At 47.1% G+C, this 4,144-nt stretch carries 3 protein-coding genes; 1 reads left to right on the top strand and 2 read right to left on the bottom strand.

Features of this window, described 5'->3' with window-relative positions; translation table 11 throughout:
- Positions 1 to 335, bottom strand: a 335-nt coding sequence (locus RMO35_RS00710; protein WP_309737861.1) for a type IV toxin-antitoxin system AbiEi family antitoxin domain-containing protein, incomplete at its 3' end; no start/stop codon positions are given.
- 15 nt (positions 336 to 350) lie between these two features.
- Between RMO35_RS00710 and RMO35_RS00705 the strand changes: the two genes are divergently transcribed.
- Positions 351 to 1,091 (top strand): RMD1 family protein, encoded by a 741-nt coding sequence (locus RMO35_RS00705; RefSeq protein ID WP_309737862.1) that lies wholly within the window; start codon positions 351 to 353, stop codon positions 1,089 to 1,091.
- A 188-nt stretch (positions 1,092 to 1,279) separates the two neighbouring features.
- Here the strand turns inward: RMO35_RS00705 and RMO35_RS00700 are convergent.
- Positions 1,280 to 4,144 (bottom strand): DUF3854 domain-containing protein (locus RMO35_RS00700; protein ID WP_309737860.1); only part of this gene is annotated, 2,865 nt, incomplete at its 5' end.

Genomic DNA, 4,144 nt, shown 5'->3' with positions numbered 1-4,144 from the left:
CGGGCATGAACGTCGATCGCCACCCAGACTTCAAAGGGTGCTTGAGTTCCAATCCCATGAAACTGGAGGGCAGAGAGCAAACAAATTACCCCATGCTCCACCCGCTGACTGGCAACAGCGAGACTATGATATTCGGTGAGTTCGGCATCAATATAGGTGTACATCCCCCGACCAGATTTGAGCAGTACGCCCCGATCTACCAAGCGGCGCAGATCTTCTGGATGAATGCCACCTGCAATCGCATCGCGAGTCCGAATCGTACTTTGAGATTTGGCAAGATTGAGAATTCGTTGCTCCAGAGGAGATGCTGCTTCAACGCTCCGATTTGACTCCATGAATAACGTAGGTAAATATTCACTATTACCGACATTATTACATGTTTCGCTCGAAAGTACTCAAATCCTTTCCAATGCGCTGCGGGAGCCAATGGTTGTGTCGTACTCCTTCGCTACGGTGCGATCGTGACATTCAACCTCAGTATGGAGGAAGAAAGCAAACTACTCAAAACGATCGAGTCCCACATTCGCGAACCCCTCAAAGCTACAGCATCGGAAGTGCTAGCAATCGCATTTCGCCCGAAGGTGAATGAGCGACTGGAAAGTGAAATCCTCTGGTTGCAAGAATGCAGTACGGAACGCTTACAAATTGTGGCTGAGGCTTTGGGCAAAAGTGTCGTACTAGAATATTACGAGCAGGAAGTATCGCTCCTATTTGAAAGTATCAAGCCGTTCACTACTGCCATTCAAGGGAAAAACCTCCGTCCGCCCAAGGAGAAAGAATTACTTAGCTACATTGGCGGCTTGTTGCTGATCCAGCAAAAAATGCTCGGCATTGTTGAAGTAGGCGAAAGACCCGATCCGACTTGGGATCGTCCAGAATTAAGCCGCTTGTACTTGCGCCTTGAAGATGAATACGAACTACGCGAGCGATTGGTTGCGCTAGAGCAAAAGTTAGCACTGATTTCTAAAACCGTAGAAACCGCCCTGGGGATGATGCAGCGCAGCAGCAGCCACCGCGTGGAATGGTACATTGTCATTTTGATTGTTGTGGAAATCTTCTTATCAATTTACGACTTATGGATGAGGAACTAGCATCGAGTTTGCTCTGATATATTCTGCGCCGAGAACAATAAGGATATGAACGGAGAACTGGATCGATCGCTCTTAAACTGGAAAATTTGATAAATCTGATAACTTGGCAATTACAAGGTACTTCAGTCGATCGGCTCGGCACAAAATTTCCAATCAGCTAACTGGACGGTAAGATTCGATCGCCAGTCTCAAACCGCTACAAACTCAAGATCGTCAAACTCGATCCAACTCGTCAGGTTCCCATTCGGCTTCAGGCAAGTACACGAGTCTCCCGACTTACTAAACTCACGAATCGTCAGATTTCCGGCGTATTGCTGCTTGAGGTTGGCACTTGAGCCGCCATACCTGACTAAATCTCCAACTTTAAATAGAATCGGGAGATCGGATGAGGTCGATGGGGAATTTTTATTGTCAGTATCGTCAGCCAACCTTGAAACCCGCTCTTGTTCTGACGTTCGATGGCTGACGATATCTTCAGTCTTATCGTCAGCCCAATCGTCAGCCATTAAAATATCGTCAGCCTTAACGTCAGCCCAATCGTCAGCCATTGAAATATCGTCAGCCTTAACGTCAGATTTATCGTCAGCCATTGAAATATCGTCAGCCTTATCGTCAGCCCTAAGATCGTTATCCTGACTAGTTTCTGGCGAAGGCAGACGCTCGGCTGACAATACTGACGATAAAATCACACATTTCTCTAACACGATCTGCCGAGTTCCCGCTTTTCCAATTCGAGCCTCTCGAACATCAATGCCCAATGCCTTGAGATCGGGTGCCAGTCGATTGAGTTGCCGCTTGAGAACGTTAGCAGTTTTTGGGAAATACCGCGACCGATAGGTAGCTTCATCTGTATATTTTTCCAATTCATTCAGTAGTTCTGAAGCCGTCCCCTGCCAAGGTTCCCATGCCTTGCGATGTTCCATAAGTCGGATAATCGCTTCTCCAACAGGCGAAGACTCAATTACTACTTGTCTAGACAGTTCGCGACTGTCATTGAAGACTGACATAAACTCAGCTTTCTTGAGTCCTAACGCTTTCTCACTAGCAATCGCAAAGAGCGCATAGTCAGCCATCCGAGGAAGTTTATCAGGCTTGGTGTATGGTAACTCTGCTAATGTTTGACTCAGTGCCGTCAACAGTGCCCCAAGGATACGCGGACGCGCTGCTTCGATCTTGGCATTTAATTCAGCCTGGGGTAGTCGCTGTTGTTCGCTAATTTCACCGAGCTGTACCATTAAGACTCGATCGGCTAAGTCGTCACGAGTCACAAGGGAATCGATCGCCGTGACAATCTGGGGACGGGCAAACTCAAAAGTCGTCTCTTCGTCAGTGCTGAATAGAGTGCGCGTACTGTAGCCGAATCCAGTCGCAATCCGACATAGATCGTCAGATTGGTCTGCACTGATATGTCCCACATTATCGTAGACCATCAATAGCCGACGAGAAGCTGAGACTGCGAGCTTATGGGTATCTCCTTGTAGCTTGATAAGTGGGGCTTTCCCAGGATCGATTAAACCCTTGAGCATTTCTGCGGCAACGGTCTTGCCGCTCCCTCTGTGTGCCGATAGCACTAATACCGGATAGGTTTTGTTCGGACAAAAACAGAATAGTAAGAAAGTGATAATCAAAGTCCATGCAGATCCATCTACATTGAGCAATTCCCGTAATTCTGTCAAGCTTCCCCCAGCGACGGGATAAGGGAGCGGACGCAGTGAATCCGGTCGCCAAAATCGCACGGGTGGATCGTCGATCGTCCTCCAGCCAGTAGGATCGATCTCGATCGCTTTCCAGTCTGGAGTACCCAAGTCGAGATAAATTTTCTCCCGATCCTGGGCGATGCGGAGATGGACTTCGCAAGTTGCCGAATCCTGTCCATATAAAGCGATCGCTTCGAGGGTTGAGAGCGTATCTTGCATCGGTTGAGAACCGATCCCTTTTCCCTCGATATTGAAATACATCCCAGCCAGCCACATCCTAAAAGCTCTGGAGCGCACTGCATAAGTGTGACGGTTGCCGGAAATCGCGATATCGGCATAAGCAACTCGATCGGGATTTTGGAAGTAAGTAGCAGTTCTGCCGATCTCCAGCAACCGCTCTGCAACTGACTTCTGTGGCTTTTTTCCGCCGGAGGCTCGATCGTCTTCATTGCTGTCTATTTCCGCTGCTTCGATCGGTTTGGCACTGTCGATAACGCGACGGAATGCCTCGACTCCATCGTTAAAGATTAAATCGTCAATGCCTTTACCTCGATCGCTACTCCATTCAGCTAAATACACTTGACAATCTGCGGCTATTAATAAACCAGCAAATCTTTTAGTTGCAGCCCGAACCATATTTATTGTTTTCGGTTTGCTGTCTTTATCAAATGCAATAGTTATCCTTCTATTCGGGGTAGAAATTAGCTGTAAATCATTAATTAATGTATAGTCTTTCTCACCTTTATTCAGTTCGGGACAGCCATTCCACACCCCAGTTAGCGAGATACAAATCTCACTACTGCTAATTCCACTTAATGCTTTCTTTGCTCCTTCCGTAGTGGTTACAGGGATAGTTGAATCATCTCGAATCCACTGTAAAAACTCTAGGCTGAGTCGTTGGCATTCATCTCGCCATTCATCCGAGCCGATATCTACTAATTGCCATTGCCTTGTAACTAGATCGGGGGGTAAAGCCACCCCTACACGCACTGAGATTGCTTGCCATGTTTCCCAATCGATTATTGGTAGGAATGCCTTACAAGGCTTTTTCGCTGGATGCTCGTATTTAATCGACTTACCTTCTTTATCAAGTCGCGCCTGGAGCGGTTTGAAACTATTACAGCTAGCAATACGAGAGTGTTCGATATCGATGCCAGTATAGGACGTACCGCCATGTTCGACGATCGAGGCATATGTATCCCGATATTCCTTCTTTAACGTCCCATTGTTATTGTGAATCTTCACTTCTCCCAATAGTTCGCTAATTGCCTTATCACCATTGAGAAACTCAGCATTGAGCAAACACAGTCGGGGATCGATCGCACTAGCATAAAATTCTTCAATGACACTTTCAGG

Source organism: Chamaesiphon sp. OTE_20_metabat_361 (assembly GCF_031364565.1).
The sequence above is the reverse complement of the archived record's forward strand: the minus strand, read 5'-3'. Positions and strand labels throughout refer to the sequence as shown.